The sequence below is a fragment of the Amycolatopsis eburnea genome (assembly GCF_003937945.1).
GTDB lineage: Bacteria > Actinomycetota > Actinomycetes > Mycobacteriales > Pseudonocardiaceae > Amycolatopsis > Amycolatopsis eburnea.
On the sequence record NZ_RSEC01000021.1, the window covers coordinates 348,975 to 365,636 of the forward strand.

Sequence of the window (16,662 nt, forward strand, 5' to 3'; positions counted from 1 at the left end):
CCCCCTCAGGGTGTCATGATAGCTGGACATCTATTGGATAGAGGAGTCTCTACCTAAATGGCGGACCCTGTCAAGCGCCGTTACGACACGTCCCGCCGCCGGGAGCAGGCGCGGGAGAACCGCCGCCGGATCCTGGCGGCGGCGTCGGGGCTCTTCCGGGAGAAGGGGTACGCGGCCACGTCGATGCCGGAGGTCGCGAAGGCGGCGGGGGTGGCGGTGCAGACCGTCTACAAGGCGTTCGCCAACAAGGCGACCCTGCTCAAGGCGGTCTTCGACGTGACCGTCGCCGGCGACGACGAAGACGTGCCGATCGCCGGTCGCGAGTTCATCGCGGAGATCCAGGCCGAGCCCGACGCGGCGCGCAAGATCACGTTGTACTTCGCCCACCTCGCGTCGGTCGCCCCGGCGGTCTCCCCGGTCCAGCTCCTGGCCCGCGACGCGGCGGCGGCCGACCCGGCGGCGGCCGAGGTCTGGGCCCAGATGCGGGCCGAGACGCTGACGGCGATGACGTACTTCGCGTCGGACCTGATGCTGACCGGCCAGGTCCGCCCGGGTCTGACCGACACCGACGTCCGGGACGTCCTGTGGACCTACCACGGCCCCGAGCAGTACGAGCTGCTCTGCCTGGAACGCGGCTGGCCCCCGGCCCGCTACGGCGAGTTCCTCCGCGACGCGGTCATCACGGCGATCCTGGACTGAAACGCCGTGAAGGCCTCCTTACCGGCGTTTTCCGCCGGTAAGGAGGCCTTCACGGATTTGCTACTGAGCGCGGGTGGTGCTGCCGGTCGCGCCGGACGACGTGTCGGTCGAGGTCGGCGTGCCGCCGGTGCTCGTGCCGCCACCGCCGGTCGTCGTGGTCGGCGGGGTCTCCGACGTGGTCGGCGGCGGCGTGGTGGTCGTCGTCGGCGGCTTCGGAGTGGTGGTGACCGGGGGCTTCGGCGTCGTCGTCTGCGGCGGCGGGTTGCCGCCCGTGTCGCTGCGCGGGGGCGGCGGGGGCTGGGTCACCAGCGTCGTCGTGGTCTTGCCGTCGGGGCTGACCGACACGACCGTGGTCGGGGCGCTCGAGGACGTCGTGGCCGATTCGGTCGTCGGGGCGCCGACGGTCGACGGGCCGGCCGAGGACGGGGTGGCCGGCACCGTCTGCAGGCCGGCCTGCGAGGTGCCCTGGCCGCCCGTGCCGCCGGTGCCGCCCGCGGTCGTGGCCGGGCCGGGGCCCGCCAGCTCCGCGACGGCGGCGAACGCGGTCGCGACCACCAGGCCGGCGACCCCGAGCACGACGTACCCGGTGCGGTTCGGTTTGCTGCTCTTGGGCGGCGCGGTGTCGATCCTGGTGATCCCGTCGGGGCGGGGCATACAGGCTCCTTGGGGGAATTTCGGGGAGGCGCGGGCGAGGTCGGTAACGGGGCACTGCGCCCGCGGCGGGGGAGCGACCTCGGCCCGGAGGTTATCACCGGCGTGCGGGTATTCGCCCAGGTAGTGGCCTTGATCCGTTACTGTGCGCGGTCAGTTGACCCGGAAGGGAGGAAGAGCATGAGTGAGGAAGAAACGAACACCCGGTTGACGGCGTGGGTGCGCGGCCGGGTCCAGGGGGTCGGTTTCCGCTGGTGGACGCGCAGCCGTGCGCTCGAACTGGGCCTGGTCGGGAGCGCGAGCAACCTCGCCGACGGGCGTGTCGAGGTCATAGCGGAGGGTAGCCGTGACCACTGTGAGCGGCTGCTCGCGGCGCTGCGGTCGGGAGAATCACCCGGAAGTGTGGAGCACGTTGCCGAGCGCTGGTCCGACCCGAAAGGGGGGCTCAGCGGGTTCGTCGAGCGGTGACGCAGGGTTGCCGCGACCACTGCGGATGTGCTAGGGCGCGCCGACGAGGGGGCGCGTCCGGCGGACCCGGGAGGCCCCCAGGTAGCCTGGGACGATTGAAACGCCAGTACCGGCAGCCAGAGGGGTCAGCACCCAGTGCACCTGAAAAGCTTGACGCTGAAGGGCTTCAAGTCCTTCGCCTCGGCCACCACGCTGCGCTTCGAGCCGGGCATCACCTGCGTGGTCGGCCCGAACGGCTCCGGCAAGTCCAACGTGCTCGACGCGTTGCGCTGGGTCATGGGCACCCAGGGCGCCAAGGACCTGCGCGGCGGCAAGATGGAGGACGTCATCTTCGCCGGCACCGCGGGCCGCGCCCCGCTCGGCCGCGCCGAGGTCACGCTCACCATCGACAACGCCGACGGCGCGCTCCCCATCGAGTACTCCGAGGTGTCGATCACCCGCCGGATGTTCCGCGACGGCGCGAGCGAGTACGAGATCAACGGCGACCGCTGCCGCCTGATGGACGTCCAGGAACTGCTCTCGGACTCCGGCATCGGCCGCGAGATGCACGTCATCGTCGGGCAGGGCCAGCTCTCGGCGATCCTGGAATCCAAGCCCGAAGAGCGCCGCGCCTTCATCGAAGAGGCCGCCGGCGTCCTCAAGCACCGCAAGCGCAAGGAACAGACCCTGCGCAAGCTGGCCAACATGCAGGGCAACCTCGACCGCCTCGGCGACCTCACCACCGAGCTGCGCCGCCAGCTCAAGCCGCTGGGCAAGCAGGCCGAGATCGCCCGCAAGGCCCAGTCGGTCCAGTCCGAGCTGCGCGACTCCCGCCTGCGCCTGCTCGCCGACGACCTGGTCACCCAGCGGGACGCGATCGCGCGCGAGGAAGCCGACGAGCGCACCGCCCGCCAGCGCCGCGCCGAGGTCGAGCAGCACCTCGAGCTCGTCTCCGCCGAAGAAGCCGAGCTGGAGGCCTCGCTCGCCGAGGACGCGCCGCTCCTGCAGACCGCGCAGGAGACCTGGTACAAGCTTTCCGCGCTGGCCGAACGCCTCCGCGGCACCGTCCGCCTCGCCATCGAGCGGCAGCGGCACCTGTCGGCCGACGTCTCGACGTCGACCGGCGGCCGCGACCCCGAGGAGCTCCTGGAGGAGGCCGAGCGGGTCGCCGAGCAGGAAGAGGAGCTCAACGAGGCCGTCATGGAGGCGCGGGAGCTGCTCGCCGAGACCGTGCTGCGCCGCGAAGACCTCGAACAGCGCGTCCAGGCCGCCGAGCGCGCGCACTGGGCCGCCGTCCGCGCCATCGCCGACCGCCGCGAGGGCATGGCCAAGCTGACCGGCCAGGTCGAGGCGCTGCGCAGCAAGAACGGCGCCACCTCCGACGAGATCGACCGCCTCAGCGTCGCCCTCGAAGAGGCCGCCGAGCGCGCCGAAATCGCCGTCGAAGAACTCGAAACGGCCAAGGCCGAGGGTGGCGTCGAGGAATCCGACGACGCCGGCCTGATGGACCGCCACGACCGCGCGGTCGAGGCCAACAACGCGGCCAAGGCGCGCGTCGAAGAGCTGGTCAAGGCCGAACGCGCGGCCGAGCGCGAGATCGCGTCCGAGAAGGCACGCGTCGAGGCGCTGTCCATGGGGCTCAAGCGCAAGGACGGCGCGGGCGCGCTGCTCGGCGCGTCGCACGAGCTGCCGGGCCTGCTCGGCTCGGTCGCCGCGCTGCTCACCGTCGAGCCCGGCTACGAAGTCGCGCTGGCCGCGGCGCTCGGCCCGGTGGCCGACGCGGTCGCCGTCACCGGCGGCGAAGACGCCCTGCGCGCGCTGAAGTACTTGAAGGAGACCGACTCCGGCCGCGCGGGCATCCTGCTCGGCGGGCCGGAGTCCACTGTGGACACCTCCGCGTGGCCGTCGCTGCCGGAAGGCGCGCGCTGGGCCCGAGACGTCGTCACGGCGCCCGCGCAGCTGCGGCCGGCCGTCGAGCAGGCCCTCGACAAGCTGGCGCTGGTCCGCGACCTCGACGCCGCCCGGCAGCTGGTGGCGGTGCACCCGGAGGTCCGCGCGGTCACCGCCGAGGGCGACGTCTTCGGTGCCCGCTGGGCGATCGGCGGCTCCGGCAAGCGCGAGAGCGTGATCGAGGTCCAGGCCGCCGTCGACGAGGCGGGGGAGCGGCTCCGGCTGGCCGAGCGGTCGCTGGAGCGGTACGCGGCCGAGCTGGAAGGCGCCCGCGCCGAGCAGCAGGCGCGCCGCGAAGAGGTCTCCCAGGCCAAGGACGCGCTCGGCGAGGCGAAGGTCCGGCGCGCCCGGTCCTCCGAGCGGCTCAACCGGATGCAGCAGGCCGCCCGCCAGGCCCAGGCCGAGGTCGAGCGGGTCTCCGGGCAGCGCGCGAAGGTCGAGCAGAGCCGCGTCCAGGCCCTGGCCCAGCTCGCCGAGCTGGAGGAACGGCTCGCCGCCGTCGCCGAGCAGCCCGTCGAAGACGACCCGGACACCGCCGAGCGCGACGCCGCCGTCGAGGAACTGGCCGTCGTCCGGCAGCAGGAGATGGAGGCGCGGCTCGCGCAGCGCACGTCGGAAGAGCGGGCGCGCAGCATCGCGGGCAAGGCCGAAGGGCTCCGCCGCGCCGCGCACGCCGAGCAGCAGGCCCGCGAACGCGCCGAGCGCGCCGCCGCGGCCCGCAAGCGTGGCGCCGAGATCGCCAACGCCGTCGTCAACGGTGGTGAGCTGGCGCTGGAGCGCATCGAGCACTCCGTCCAGCGCGCGGCCACCGAACGCGACGAGGTCCAGGCCCGCCGCCAGACCCGCGAGCAGGCGCTGACCGGCGTCCGCGCCAAGGTCCGCGAGCTGACCGGCGAGCTGGAGAAGCTGACCGACGCCGTCCACCGCGACGAGGTCCTGCGCGCCGAGCAGCGGCTGCGGCTGGAGACCCTCGAGGCGAAGATCGCCGAGGACTTCGGCATCGGCCTCACGGACCTGGTGCAGGAGTACGGCCCGGACGTCCCGGTCCCGCCGAGCGCCGGCGAGATGGCCGAGTACGAGGCGGCCAAGGAGCGCGGCGAGGACGTCACCCCGCCGCCGCCCATGCCCTACGACCGCGACACCCAGGCCCGCCGCGCCAAGCGCGCCGAGAAGGACTTGTCGTTGCTGGGCAAGGTGAACCCGCTCGCCCTCGAGGAGTTCGCGGCGCTGGAGGAGCGGTACAAGTTCCTCTCCACGCAGCTGGAAGACCTCAAGGACACCCGCAAGGACCTCGAAGCCGTCATCAAGCAGGTCGACGAGAAGATCCTCGAGGTCTTCGCCGGCGCGTACGCGGACGTGGCCCGCGAGTTCGAGACGGTGTTCGGCGTCCTCTTCCCGGGCGGCGAGGGCCGGATGGTCCTCACCGAGCCGGACGACCTGCTCAGCACCGGCGTCGACGTCGAAGCCCGCCCGCCGGGCAAGAAGGTCAAGCGGCTGTCGCTGCTGTCCGGTGGCGAGAAGTCGCTGGTCGCGGTGGGCATGCTGGTCGCGATCTTCCGCGCCCGGCCGTCACCCTTCTACGTCATGGACGAGGTCGAGGCGGCGCTCGACGACACCAACATGCGCCGCCTGATCGGGCTGCTGGAGCAGCTGCGCGACTCCTCGCAGCTGATCATCATCACCCACCAGAAGCCGACCATGGAGATCGCCGACGCGCTCTACGGCGTGAGCATGCAGGGTGACGGCATCACGAAGGTGATCTCGCAGCGCCTGCGCACCAGCGAGGAAGAGCCGGTCCCGGTCAGCTGACGTCCGCCGCCGCGATGTGATGAAAGGGTCGTTCATCTCGCCAGACGACATGAATGACCCTTTCATGACATCCCCGCGACGCCGGGCAGGCCCCGCGGCCGGCCGGCGACCGGTCACCCGCTCGCCGGCGCGACTTTGCCGGGACCTTGTCGTCGGGTGACATGAATGGGACATTCACGACATCAGTGGTTGCTACTTCGCGACCCAGAAGGAGTAGTCGGCCGAGTACGGCACCGCGGTCTGCGCGCCGTCCGCGCAGGTCCCCGCCGGAGCCACGCCGCCACGCGTGTTCAGCCGCTGGATGTACGTCACCTTGCCGAAGACGCCGTCGCCGGAGTTGAGGTTGGCCTTGAGCAGCAGCTCCGGGATCGCGCCCTCGCGCGGGGAGCTGGCCTGCGCCGAAGCGCCGACCGTGCTGCCGTCCACGATGGACGTCCAGACCGGGCCCTTGCTGTGCAGCGCCACCGGCTTGCCGTGTTTCGACAGCACGGCCGCGGGCTGGATCAGCGTCCACGCGCCGTTCGCGCAGCCGTAGATCTGGACGCCTTCGCCGTGGTAACTGGCCAGGTGCCGGTTGCCGTCCGGGACCTTGACCGCGGCCGGCACGCGAGAGCCGGCCGGGGTGGCCGAAGCCGTCGCCGCGCCGCCGAGCAGCAGGGCGCCGATCGCGAGCGCCACCGTCATCCGCTTCATGAAGTCCACCTTCGCTGTCCTCCCGCCGCTTCCCGGCGGGCTCCCGCAACCCGACACGGGCGCCCGCCGGAAACGGTTCAGAAGGATCAGGCGGCGGTGACCTCCTCGGCCGGAGGCGCCTCCTCGGCTTCGGCCGCCTTCGGGTCCGGCGTGCGGTGCCGCAACGCCAGCAACCCGCCCACGACCAGCGTGATCACCACGCCCAGCAGCGTGTACCACGGATAGGCCAGCGCGACCTTGTCCCCGGCCGCCTTGCTGAAGTCGATCCCGATCAGCCCGCCGGTCTTCGCGCTGAACTTCACCCCGAGGATCACGAACGCCATCACCACGACCGTGGCCACGAACGCGATGATCGCGTCCGCCTGACGCGCCTTCTTGATCAGCAGGCCGAGCAGGAACGACCCGAGCAGCGCGCCGTAGGTGTAGCCGGTGATGGCGAGGCCCAGCTCGATGACCGAGTTCTTCGTGGTGGAGAACAGCGAAGCGAACACCGCGAACACCACGGCCCAGATCAGTGTCCACATGCGACCGTGCTTGAGCAGCTTGGAGTCTTCGGGCGAGCGCTTGGTGAACCGCTGGTAGAGATCGGCCACAGTGGACGTCGAGAGCGCGTTGAGCGCCGACGCCAGCGCACCCATGGTCGAGGCGAGCACGCCGGCGATGAGCAGCCCCGAGACGCCGACCGGCAGGTCGTCGATGATGAACCGCGAGAACACGTCGTCCGGGCTCTGCAGGCCGAGCTGCGCGACCGCCTTGCGGCCGTTGAACACCCACAGCATCGCGCCGACCAGCAGGAACAGCGCGAACTGGATGGTGACGATGATGCCGCTGCCGATCAGCGCCTTCTGGCCGTCGCGCAGGCTGCGCGTGGCCATCAGCCGCTGCGCGATCAGCTGGTCGGCACCGTGGGAGGCCATCGACAGCGCCGCGCCGCCGAGCACCGCCGTGATGAACGCGTACGGGCTGGTCAGCAGGTTCTTCGTGAAGTCGACGAGCATGAACTTGCCGTCCGCCGACGCCTGCGTCGCCCAGTCGGCGGGCAGCTTGTTCAGCAGCACGATCGCGGCCACCGCGGCGCCGCCGAGGTAGAGCGACAGCTGGATGACGTCGACCCAGACGACCGCCTTGATCCCGCCGATGTAGGCGTAGATCAGCGTGAGCGCGGTCAGGATGACGACGATCACCCAGTAGTCCAGGTGGATGTTGTAGTGCCCGAGGATCACCTTGATCGGGATGGCGCCGGCGAACAGGCGGACGCCCTCGGCGAGCAGCCGGGTGATCACGAACGTCACCGACGCCGTGCCCTGCAGCCCCGAGCCGAACCGCTTGCCCAGGAACGCGTACGCGCTCACGAGGTTGCCGCGGAAGTACCGCGGCAGCAGCACGAACGCGGCGACCGTCCGGCCGATGATGTAGCCGAACGCCAGCTGCAGGAACAGGAACGCGTTGCCGAAGACCAGCCCCGGCGTGCTGATCACGGTCAGCGTCGAGGTCTCCGTGGCGACCACCGACAGCATCACCGCGCCCCACGGGAGGCTGCGCTCGCCGACGAAGTAGTCGGCCGCCGACCGTTGCTTCCGGCCGACGAGCACGCCTATCAGCGGCATCGCCGCCAGGTAGATCACGATGATGGCGAGGTCAACACCGCGCATGGACTTCTCCTACCTTCATCTTGCCTTCTCCGCGACTCGCAACCGCGTCACAGTGCCCCCCAGCGGGGCGGGAAGGATCAGTGGCCCGGCACCCGGGACGAGCGCGCCGAGCAGGCGCGGCCCGCGGGCACCGGTCGCCGACGGGACGCTACCGGGTACGCCGCACCAGGTGAGCCAGCCCAGGAGGGCGGTCAGGTACGCCTCCTTGCCGGCGCCGGGCAGCCCGAGGTCGTCGCTGGTCTTCAGCACCGCGGACGGGAGGTGCCGGGCCAGCGCCGTCATCACCGCCGGGTTCCGGATGCCGCCGCCGGAGGCGATGACGATCGCGACGCCGTGGCGCACGCACTGGTCGGCCACGGTCACGGCGGTCAGCTCGGTCAGCGTCGCGAGCAGGTCGGCGGGCTCGACCGGGGCGAGGCCGGCCAGCGCGGCGTCGAGGTAGGTCTCGTTGAAGTGCTCCTTGCCGGTCGACTTCGGCGGCGCGGCGGCGAAGTAGGGGTCGGCGAGCAGCCTGCCGAGCAGGTCGGAGCGCACCGAACCGCCGAGCGCGAGCCGCCCGTCGACGTCGCTGCGGCGCCCGGTCACCCGGTGGGCGGCCAGGTCGAGCAGGGCGTTGGCGGGGCCGGTGTCGTAGGCGACGGCCGGTTCGCCGTCGGCGACGACGGTGATGTTCGCGATGCCGCCGAGGTTGAGCGCGGCGACCGGGCGCCCGGTGTCCTGGGCGAGGCCGCGCAGCCACAGCTGGTCGAGCGTGCTCGCCAGGGGAGCGCCGTGGCCGCCCGCGGCGACGTCGCGGGCCCGCAGGTCGGCGAGCACCGGCAGCCCGGTCCGCTCGGCGATCCAGGCGGGCTGGCCGAGCTGCAGCGTGCCGCGGACGTGGCCGGCTTCGACCCAGTGGAACACCGTCTGGCCGAGCGACGCGACCAGGTCGGCGGTGCCGCCGGCCAGTTCTTCGGCGCCGCGGGCGGCCGCGTCGGCGAACGCCTGCCCGACGCCGGTGTCGAGCCGCGTCAGCTCGCCGGCCGTGCAGGGGTTCGGCGGCAGCGCGGCGAGGAGGGCTTCGCGCAGCGGTTCCGGGTACGGGACGTCGAGTTCGCCGAGCGGGGTCAGCACCACGGCGTCTTCCTCGGCGTGCAGGTCGGCGGCGGCCACGTCGATGCCGTCGATCGACGTGCCCGAAATCAGGCCGATCACCCGGAAGCCGTGGCTGGCGCGAATCCCCATCCGGAGGGGTTTAGTCCAGGCCCGGCTTGTGACGCAACCCACTTGGTGAAGTCTTGGCTCAATCGGGATCCACGTCGTTACGAATTGCCTGTGCGGACGGGGTGTCCGGCGGGCGCGGGCGCGGATGAAAGGATGGGTCCCGTGTCGAGCACCTGGTTCCTGTTCGTAGTCCTCGCCGTCGTCGTGCTGGTCGCCCTCCTGGTGACCGGCCTGCTGGTCGCGCGCAAGCGCCGGATCAGCCTGGACGCCAAGCGCGAGGTCGAGGAGAAACCGAAGGGCGGCTCCTACGCGGCCAGCGGGGGCATCGCGCTCGCGCCCGGCGGCGAGGCGCCCGCGGTCGAGCACCCGGTCGAGGACCGGCCGGAGACCGACGGCCAGCCCGCGGTGGGCGACGACGCCGCCGTGCCGCGCGATTCGGCGCAGCGCACGGTCCGCGACGTCAAGCTGCCCGACGAGCCCGAGGCCGAGCCCGCTCCGGTCGTCGAAGAGATCGAGCCGGCGACCGGCCGCATGGAGCGGCTGCGCGGCCGCCTGTCGAAGTCGCGGTCGGTGTTCGGCACGAGCCTGCTCGGCCTGCTCGGCGCCGGTGACCTCGACGAGGACTCCTGGCAGGACGTCGAAGACACGCTGCTGATGGCCGACCTCGGCGCGGCCACCACGACCCAGATCGTCGACCGCCTCCGCGACGAGCTCTCGCGGCGCGCGGTCCGCACGTCGGCCGAGGCCCGCGAGGTGCTGCACGAGGTCCTGACGGCGCAGCTGTCCACCGACGGCGAGCGCGCGGTGCGGGCGCTGCCGCACATCGTCGACGGCAAGAAGCAGCCCGCGGTGGTCCTGGTGGCCGGCGTCAACGGCACGGGCAAGACGACGACCACGGGCAAGCTCGCCCGCGTCCTGGTCGCCCAGGACAAGACGGTGGTCCTGGGCGCGGCGGACACCTTCCGCGCGGCGGCGGCCGACCAGCTCCAGACGTGGGCCGAGCGCGTGGGCGCGGAGGTCGTCCGCGGCAAGGAGGGCGCGGACCCGGCGGCGGTCGCGTTCGACGCGGTCAAGCGCGGCGTGGACACCGGCGTGGACGCGGTCCTGGTCGACACGGCGGGGCGCCTGCACACGAAGACGGGCCTGATGGACGAGCTGGGCAAGGTCAAGCGCGTCGTGGAGAAGCAGGCGAAGGTCGACGAGGTCCTGCTGGTCCTCGACGCGACGACGGGCCAGAACGGGCTGATGCAGGCCCGGGTGTTCGCCGAGGTCATCGACGTGACGGGCATCGTGCTGACGAAGCTGGACGGCACCGCGAAGGGCGGCATCGTGTTCCAGGTCCAGCGCGAGCTGGGCGTCCCGGTCAAGCTGGTGGGTCTGGGTGAAGGGCCGGACGACCTGGCGCCGTTCGAGCCCGGCGCGTTCGTGGACGCCCTGCTGGGCTGAGGCCGTCGACCAGAATTCCTCGACGGCGACGGCAGCGGGCAGGAGAGTTCCCGGCGGGTCAGCTGATCTGTCGTCGGTTCTTCCAGTCGTAGACGGCTTCGCCGCGCTTGTAGGCGTGGTAATGGGTCATGCACAGCCCAGTTCCGCCGATGCCGAAGGGGCGGTGGGGGCAGCGCTGGCCGAGACGCCCGCCCGCCGCCGCACGGCACTGGGTCGCGGCGGGCAGGCCAGGCCTGCTCGCGGCGGCCCGGGCCGCCGCCTGGGCGGCCAGCGTGGCCCGCACCGCGGCGGGTTGCTCGCCGAACGCGGCGGGAAATTCCTGCGGCACGGAGGCGGGCTTCGGCGGTGCCAGCTCGAACGGGCTTGTGCCGTCCGCGGCCTGGAGGCCGAGCTTCCTGAGGATCTTCTGCGTCGGCGCGTCGGTCGCGATGGTGAGCCGGTCGACGCCGGTGCTCGCGATCCAGCGCCGGACCCAGCCGACGCCGTGCAGCACCGGCTTGCCCCCGAGCTCGGCGGGCGAATCGAGGACGAGGGCGCTGATCAGGTAGTCGTCGCGCGGTAGCGTCAGGTGCGCGGTCTCGCCGAGCACCATCGGTACGGTCACCCCCTGCGGCCGTTCGCCCTCGCGCGGCGCGGTCTGGAAGGCCAGCAGCACCGGTCGCCGTCCGGCCGGGGTGTGCCGCACGACGACGTCCACGTCGCTCGTCACGTCCCCGAGCCGGTGCCGCGCCGGCGCGGGGACGACGACCGCCCGCCGCGGCCCGTCGAGGACCCGGTCGACAGCCCGCTCGGCCAGCCGGCCGACGATGGCGCCGGCCGCCGCCTGTCCCAGCCAGACGAGCGACATGGTGAACGGCTCGGCCATCGTGCCCCCTCCGAAACGCGGTTCTCACCGGATCAGACGCTCCAGCGCCCCGAGGTGATACGAAATTCCCGATCAAAGCCGGAACAACGGCGTCCCGTCGGGTTTTCGCAGCCCCAGCTGCAGGATCACCGGTGCCGACGGGCGTTGTGCCGGGATGAGGCACGGTGAGGTGCGGCGGGCCGCGACCGTGAGGCGGGACCAGCCGATGCCCTGCAGGGTGCGGCGGGCCGGGTCGACGACCATCGCCGCGCCGAAGTAGGCGCCGCCTGGGACGGCGATGCGGGCCGTGTGGCCGAGGACGACCGAGAAGACCGTGCCGGTGCGGCTGCCGTCCTCCTGCAGCGTGAGGATCACCGGCGTGCGGACCTTCGCGGCCGAGTGGTGGCGCACGGAGATCTCGACGGTGCCCGCCGGCGTCCGGGCGGGCCGCGGCCACGCCGGTGCCGGGGGCGAGCCGTCGAGCACGCGGTCCACCAGCCGGTCCACCAGGTTCGAAGCGGCGCCCTGGGCGAGCCAGGTCAGGGCGCCGGTGTGCGCGTCCATGCGGCCTCCCGCGATATTCGGGTGACGGGCCCCGCGCGGCGGCGCACACTCCCGGTATGCCCGGTTGACGCACTTCCGCTCGTGCCCCTCCTCGTACAGACGCTCCGAAGCCGTCATTCGCTACGAGAGAGGACCCATCATGACCGCCATCCACGGCGAACGGGTGCGGCTGCGCCCGATCGGCCCAGCGGACCGCGCCCGCGCGCGCGAAATCCTGGCCACCCCGGAGGTCGCCCGCTGGTGGGGCGACCCGGACACCGAGACCGAAGGCCTGTACTCGGTCGAGGAGGGCTACTCGGTCTACGTGATCGAGTTCGACGGCGTCGTCGTCGGCTTGATCCAGAGCTGCGAGGAACTCGACCCGCAGTACCGCCACGCGGGTATCGACATCTCGGTCCACCCGGACTTCCACGGCCGCGGCCTCGGCACGGACGCCCTCCGGACCCTGGCCCGCCACCTGCTCGACGGCGGGCACCACCGCCTGACGATCGACCCGGCGGCGTCGAACGAGACGGCGATCCGGGTGTACACGAAGGTGGGCTTCCGCCCGGTGGGGGTGTTGCGCCGCTACGAGCGGGCGGCGGACGGCAGCTGGCACGACGGCCTGCTGATGGACCTGCTGGCGGGGGAGCTGAAGTGAGGGGTCAGTCCTTGTCGATGACCTGCTGGAGCAATCGGCTGATCTGCTCCATGTTGACGTTGATCTTGGTGAACCCGCTGCGCATCTCGGCCCTGAGGTCGATGACTTCCGTCTTGAGACTTGTGATGTCCTGGCCGTGCTCGACCTGCGTTTCGCGCACTGCGTTCAGCACCTGGGTGTGACCGTTCAAGGTCTGCTTGAAGTCGGAGACATCCCGGTCCGCCGTCCCGGCGAGGATGCGTGCGGCCGCGGCGTCCTGCCGAGTTGACCGCACCTGTTCCTCCAGAGCGGTCACGCGGGCTTCGAGGTCGTCGAGTCTTGCCATGTCGCGTACTTTACCGGCGGGGTCGGAGCCCTCCGCGACAGGGTCACTTTGAGTCATTGGATATCACCCTGTGTCACACTGATAGTGGGGCCTGGGAGAGGCTGGCGCCCAAGGCGTCCGCCACCCGTTGTACCGCCGGGGCGATGTGCGCCACCGCCTCGGCGGTCAGTCGGCCCGACGGGCCCGAAACCGACACCGCCGCCGGCACCGGCGCCCCCGGGACCGCCACCGCCACGCACCGCACCCCCAGCTCCTGCTCGGCCTCGTCCAGCGCGTACCCCTGCGAAGCGATCCGCGACAGCTCGACCGCCAGCGCGTCCGCGTCCGTGAACGTGTGCTCCGTGTACGCCGGCATCCCCGTCCGCGAAAGCAGCTCGCGGACGTCGGAAGCCGGCAGGTGCGCGAGCATCGCCTTGCCGACACCGGTCCCGTGCGGCAGCAACCGGCGCCCGACCTCGGTGAACATCCGCATCGAGTGCTTCGAGGGCACCTGCGCCACGTACACGACCTCGTCGCGCTCCAGGACCGCCAGGTTCGCCGTCTCGCCGACCTCCTCCACCAGCTCCGCCAGCAGCGGCCGCGCCCACGCGCCGAACTGCATGCTCGCGTTCTCACCCAACCGGATGAGACGCGCTCCGAGCGCGTAGCGGCGGTTGGTGTTCTGGCGGACGTACCCCAGGTCCACGAGCGTGCGGATCAGCCGGTGGATCGTCGGCATCGGCAGCCCGGACAGCGTCGCCAGCTCCGACAGGCTGGCCTCCCCGCCCGTGTCCGCGAGGTGTTCCAGCAGCTCGAAGGCACGCTGCAGGGACTGGACGCCGCCGTCGCGACCGTTCTTCTCCGCCGGCACGGTGGCCCTCCTTACGTCGGCGTTGAGCTTCCGCTATGCAGAAACTATAGTCCGGCTGGTAGAAAACCGTAGGGCCGTTATCCAAAGATCCGAACCCTCGAGGTGTTTCCCCATGTCTTCTGAAGTCCAGGTGCTGGGCGACCCGGTCGAGCGCGGCGACGAGATCCTCACGCCGGAGGCGCTCGACTTCCTCGCCGGCCTCCACGACGCCTTCGCCGGCCGCCGCGACGAGCTGCTCCAGGCGCGGAGCAAGCGCCGCGAGGAGGCCCGGACCACCGGCAGGCTCGACTTCCTGCCGGAGACGAAGGAGATCCGCGAGGGCGACTGGCAGGTCGCCGGGGCACCCGAGGCGCTGCGCGACCGCCGCGTCGAAATCACCGGGCCGACCGACCGCAAGATGACCATCAACGCGCTCAACTCCGGCGCGAAGGTCTGGCTGGCCGACCTCGAGGACGCCAACACCCCGCACTGGGTGAACGTCGTGTCCGGACAGGTGAACCTCTACGACGCCATCCGCGAGACGATCACGCTGGAGAGCGGCGGCAAGAGCTACGCGCTCAAGGACGACGTCGAGCACGCCACGATCGTGGTCCGCCCGCGCGGCTGGCACCTCCCCGAAGCCCACCTGACGTTCGGCGGCCGCGAGGGCGTCGGCGCGCTCGTCGACTTCGGCCTGCACTTCTTCCACAACGCCGCCGAGCTGATCAAGCGCGGCAAGGGCCCGTACTACTACCTCCCGAAGATGGAGAGCCACCTCGAAGCGCGGCTCTGGAACGACGTCTTCACCCACGCCGAGAAGACCCTCGGCATCGAGCACGGCACCGTCCGCGCCACCGTGCTGATCGAGACCATCCCCGCCGCGTTCGAGATGGAAGAGATCCTCTACGAGCTGCGCGAGCACGCCTCGGGCCTCAACGCCGGCCGCTGGGACTACCTGTTCAGCGTGATCAAGTACTTCCGCGACGCGGGCGAGAAGTTCGTGCTGCCGGACCGCAACTCGGTCACCATGACCGCGCCGTTCATGCGCGCCTACACCGAGCTGCTCGTGCGCACCTGCCACAAGCGCGGCGCGTTCGCGATCGGCGGCATGGCCGCGTTCATCCCGAGCAAGGACCCCGAGGTCAACAAGGGCGCCTTCGACAAGGTGCACGCGGACAAGTCCCGCGAGGCAGGCGACGGCTTCGACGGCTCCTGGGTCGCGCACCCGGGCATGGTCGAGCTGTGCAAGGAGGAGTTCGACAAGGTCCTCGGCGACCGGCCGAACCAGCTCGGGCGCACGCGCGACGAGGTCAGCGTCACCGCCGAGCAGCTGCTGGACGTCGCTTCGACGCCGGGTGGCGCGACGGCGGCCGGCCTGCGCGCCGCGGTCGACGTCGGCGTCCGCTACATCGCGTCCTGGCTCGGCGGCAACGGCGCGGCGGCCATCCACAACCTGATGGAGGACGCCGCCACCGCCGAGATCTCGCGCTCGCAGATCTGGCAGTGGGTCAAGAACGGGACCACTTTGGACACCGGCGACGCCGTCACCTCGGAGCTGGTCCGGGGCGTGCTCGCGGACGTCCGCGGCGAGCTGGCCGGCGAGCTCAAGCCGGAGCTGCTGGAGCCCGCCGTCGAGCTGTTCGAGCAGGTCGCGCTGGCCGACGAGTTCCCGGACTTCCTGACGCTGCCGGCGTACGAGCGGATCAAGTAGGTGCGTCTTCCCGACGACGTCTACGCCGCCGCCGACGCGCGCCTGGCCGAGGCCGACGCGCGCGTCGCGGCGGCGTACCCGGGGGAGCGGCCGGGACGCCAGCCGGTGCACACGGTGTACGTGCCGGCGTCGCAGTACCGGACGCGCCTGGTCGCCGACTGGGGCAAGCAGGCCATGCGCGTGTTCGTCGAGCACGAAGACCTGCTCGACCTGCCGCCCGACGAGTACGAACGCGTGCGCGCCAAGCTGCTCACCGAGCCGATCGAGGACCTGCGGATCGACTTCGAGGACGGCTTCGGCCGCGTCCCCGACGACGTCGAGGACGCCGCCGCCCTGGCGGCCGGGCAGACGCTGGCCACCACCGGCGGGACGCCGTTCTGCGGCATCCGGTTCAAGAGCTTCGAAGCGGCGACGCGCCGGCGCGGGATCCGCACCCTGGACCTGTTCCTGGGGGCGTTGCTGGACAACGGGCCGCTGCCGCCCGGGTTCGTCGTCACGCTGCCGAAGGTGACGGCGATCGAGCAGGTCTCGGTGGCGGCGGAAGTGCTGGCCCGCCTGGAAGCCGCGTACGACCTGCCCGAGCACACGCTGTGCTTCGAAGTCCAGATCGAGACGTCCCAGTCCATTGTGGACGTCGACGGGACGCTCGCGGTGCCGCGGATCGTGCGGGCCGCCGAGGGCCGGTGCACGGGGCTGCACTACGGGACGTACGACTACAGCGCCGGCCTCGGCATCGCGGCGGCGTACCAGAGCATGGAGCACCCGGTCGCCGACCTCGCCAAGGGCCTGATGCAGGTCTCGGCGGCGGGCACCGGCGTCCGGCTCTCGGACGGCTCGACGAACAAGCTCCCGGTCGGCGACGCGCTGCCCACGGCGTGGGCCGAGCACCTGCGCCTGGTCCGGCGGTCGCTGGAGCGCGGCTTCTACCAGGGCTGGGACCTGCACCCGCACCAGCTCCCGACGCGCTTCGCGGCGACGTACGCGTTCTACCGGTCGGGCTTCGCCGAGGCAGCCGCGCGGTTGACGGCCTACGCGTCGAAAGTGGCCGGCGGGGTGCTCGACGAGCCGGCGACGGCGCAGGCCTTGGCGGTGTACTTGCTGCGCGGCCTCGACTGCGGCGCGCTCGGCGAGGGCGAGCTGCCGTTCGGGCGGCCGGAACTGGAGAAGTACGCCCGGCGCGAAGCCTGAGCGTCAGTCGC

General features: G+C 71.8%; 15 protein-coding genes. 7 read left to right on the plus strand and 8 right to left on the minus strand.

Going from position 1 to position 16,662, the window contains the following annotated elements; all coding sequences use genetic code 11:
* Positions 1-57: 57 nt before the first annotated feature.
* Complete coding sequence (locus EIY87_RS05505) at positions 58-699, plus strand: TetR/AcrR family transcriptional regulator (RefSeq protein ID WP_125306530.1); 642 nt, start codon at positions 58-60, stop codon at positions 697-699.
* A gap of 60 nt (positions 700-759) precedes the next feature.
* Here the strand turns inward: EIY87_RS05505 and EIY87_RS47980 are convergent, their stop codons facing one another.
* On the minus strand, positions 760-1,353 hold the full coding sequence (locus EIY87_RS47980; RefSeq protein WP_191983961.1) for a hypothetical protein: 594 nt from the start codon (positions 1,351-1,353) through the stop codon (positions 760-762).
* A 177-nt stretch (positions 1,354-1,530) separates the two neighbouring features.
* On the opposite strand from EIY87_RS47980, the gene EIY87_RS05515 reads away from it, so the two are divergent.
* Complete coding sequence (locus EIY87_RS05515) at positions 1,531-1,818, plus strand: acylphosphatase (protein WP_125306531.1); 288 nt, start codon at positions 1,531-1,533, stop codon at positions 1,816-1,818.
* Between the two features lie 135 nt (positions 1,819-1,953).
* Complete coding sequence (gene smc, locus EIY87_RS05520; RefSeq protein ID WP_125306532.1) at positions 1,954-5,556, plus strand: chromosome segregation protein SMC; 3,603 nt, start codon at positions 1,954-1,956, stop codon at positions 5,554-5,556.
* A 192-nt stretch (positions 5,557-5,748) separates the two neighbouring features.
* On the opposite strand, the gene EIY87_RS05525 is transcribed toward smc, so the two are convergent.
* The 3 genes from EIY87_RS05525 to EIY87_RS05535 all read right to left on the minus strand — a co-directional run bounded on the left by EIY87_RS05525 (position 5,749) and on the right by EIY87_RS05535 (position 9,125).
* Positions 5,749-6,249, minus strand: coding sequence for a DUF3455 domain-containing protein (locus EIY87_RS05525; RefSeq protein WP_125306533.1), 501 nt, complete (start codon positions 6,247-6,249; stop codon positions 5,749-5,751).
* An 86-nt stretch (positions 6,250-6,335) separates the two neighbouring features.
* The gene (locus EIY87_RS05530) at positions 6,336-7,901 is read right to left on the minus strand and encodes a sodium:solute symporter (protein ID WP_125306534.1); all 1,566 of its coding nucleotides are present in this window, start codon (positions 7,899-7,901) and stop codon (positions 6,336-6,338) included.
* A 15-nt stretch (positions 7,902-7,916) separates the two neighbouring features.
* A complete protein-coding gene (locus EIY87_RS05535; RefSeq protein WP_191983962.1) occupies positions 7,917-9,125 on the minus strand; it encodes an anhydro-N-acetylmuramic acid kinase in 1,209 nt (402 codons plus the stop codon).
* A gap of 141 nt (positions 9,126-9,266) precedes the next feature.
* Between EIY87_RS05535 and ftsY the strand changes: the two genes are divergently transcribed.
* Positions 9,267-10,550, plus strand: coding sequence for a signal recognition particle-docking protein FtsY (gene ftsY, locus EIY87_RS05540; RefSeq protein ID WP_125306535.1), 1,284 nt, complete (start codon positions 9,267-9,269; stop codon positions 10,548-10,550).
* Positions 10,551-10,608: 58 nt separating this feature from the next.
* Here the strand turns inward: ftsY and EIY87_RS05545 are convergent, their stop codons facing one another.
* The gene (locus tag EIY87_RS05545; protein ID WP_125306536.1) at positions 10,609-11,415 is read right to left on the minus strand and encodes a hypothetical protein; all 807 of its coding nucleotides are present in this window, start codon (positions 11,413-11,415) and stop codon (positions 10,609-10,611) included.
* A gap of 72 nt (positions 11,416-11,487) precedes the next feature.
* Positions 11,488-11,958: a hypothetical protein gene (locus tag EIY87_RS05550; RefSeq protein ID WP_125306537.1), complete on the minus strand. Its 471-nt coding sequence runs from the start codon at positions 11,956-11,958 to the stop codon at positions 11,488-11,490.
* A gap of 139 nt (positions 11,959-12,097) precedes the next feature.
* On the opposite strand from EIY87_RS05550, the gene EIY87_RS05555 reads away from it, so the two are divergent.
* A complete protein-coding gene (locus EIY87_RS05555; RefSeq protein WP_125306538.1) occupies positions 12,098-12,598 on the plus strand; it encodes a GNAT family N-acetyltransferase in 501 nt (166 codons plus the stop codon).
* Positions 12,599-12,602: 4 nt separating this feature from the next.
* Here EIY87_RS05555 and EIY87_RS05560 read toward each other — a convergent pair whose 3' ends face one another.
* Positions 12,603-12,923 (minus strand): hypothetical protein, encoded by a 321-nt coding sequence (locus EIY87_RS05560; protein ID WP_125306539.1) that lies wholly within the window; start codon positions 12,921-12,923, stop codon positions 12,603-12,605.
* Between the two features lie 73 nt (positions 12,924-12,996).
* The gene (locus EIY87_RS05565) at positions 12,997-13,773 is read right to left on the minus strand and encodes an IclR family transcriptional regulator (RefSeq protein WP_086857264.1); all 777 of its coding nucleotides are present in this window, start codon (positions 13,771-13,773) and stop codon (positions 12,997-12,999) included.
* A 112-nt stretch (positions 13,774-13,885) separates the two neighbouring features.
* Here EIY87_RS05565 and aceB point away from each other — a divergent pair, with 112 nt between their 5' ends.
* Positions 13,886-15,463, plus strand: a complete 1,578-nt coding sequence (gene aceB / locus EIY87_RS05570; protein ID WP_125306540.1) for a malate synthase A — start codon at positions 13,886-13,888, stop codon at positions 15,461-15,463.
* The gene (locus EIY87_RS05575) at positions 15,464-16,651 is read left to right on the plus strand and encodes a DUF6986 family protein (RefSeq protein WP_125306541.1); all 1,188 of its coding nucleotides are present in this window, start codon (positions 15,464-15,466) and stop codon (positions 16,649-16,651) included.
* Positions 16,652-16,662: the final 11 nt, after the last annotated feature.